The organism is Microbacterium murale (assembly GCF_014635185.1).
GTDB classification, from domain to species: domain Bacteria; phylum Actinomycetota; class Actinomycetes; order Actinomycetales; family Microbacteriaceae; genus Microbacterium; species Microbacterium murale.
This window is the reverse complement of sequence record NZ_BMCM01000017.1, coordinates 1-801: the sequence shown is the minus strand read 5'-3', so window position 1 is coordinate 801 and position 801 is coordinate 1. Positions and strand designations below refer to the sequence as shown.

2 protein-coding genes are annotated in these 801 nt (G+C 63.4%); both read right to left on the bottom strand.

Annotated features, from left to right (window positions below; all coding sequences use genetic code 11):
* Positions 1-57: 57 nt before the first annotated feature.
* Positions 58-489, bottom strand: coding sequence for a hypothetical protein (locus IEV67_RS18880; RefSeq protein ID WP_188438259.1), 432 nt, complete (start codon positions 487-489; stop codon positions 58-60).
* On the bottom strand, positions 486-801 hold a 316-nt coding region (locus IEV67_RS19070; RefSeq protein ID WP_229703379.1), incomplete at its 5' end, for a transposase. The genes IEV67_RS19070 and IEV67_RS18880, both read right to left, overlap by 4 nt.

The following is an 801-nucleotide window of genomic DNA, read 5'->3' as shown; positions in this document are numbered from 1 at the left end:
GCTCGTATAGCCATCACACTCACTCCTCGATCGGAGTGTTGCGACGATGGCTGGAACTCAAGTCGTTTTGTGCTCGGTGATGTCGGTGAGCCAGAGCTGATTCGGGGCGTCCGCGGTGAACTCGTGCCGGACCCGCCCCTTCTCGTCGGTGACCGTGCAGAGATCGTCGTGAACAGCCGGGCCGGGCTTCTTGCCGTTCTTGCCCCGCTTCTTCCCGAACGCGCTCCACCAGCCGTTCGCGGCCGTGATCCGCCACGCCGTCCGGTCTGCCATCGATTCCCCAGCGTCACGTGCCTCGTCCGCGAGCAACCGGTGGCCGAATTCAGGGTCATCACGGTGCGCATCGAACAACGCATTCGCCCGATATGCCTCGACCACCTCGCTGGCCGTGATGGGGTCAGCCAGCCATCGGTAGTACGGCTGACGAGCAAGCTTCAATACCCGGCACGTCACCGTCACGGGGATCCCCGATGCGGCGAGCTCTGTCACGAGCGGGTAGAACCTTTTCCCGGCAGGTTCGCCTGCGACAGATACGCCGCCGCCCGTCGCAGAACCTCATTCTCCTGCTCCAGCAGCCGAATCCTCTGACGCGCTTCCCGCAACTCCACGGCCTCACTCCGCGTCACACCGGGCTTCGCCCCATCATCGACCGCCGCGCGCTGCAACCACTTATGCAACGTCACCGCATGGACACCGAAGTCTTTCGCAATCTGCTCGATCGTCACACCGGGCTCGCGATTGCGGGCGACGCGCACGACGTCGTCACGAAACTCTTTGGGAAACGCTTTGGGCATGATGACA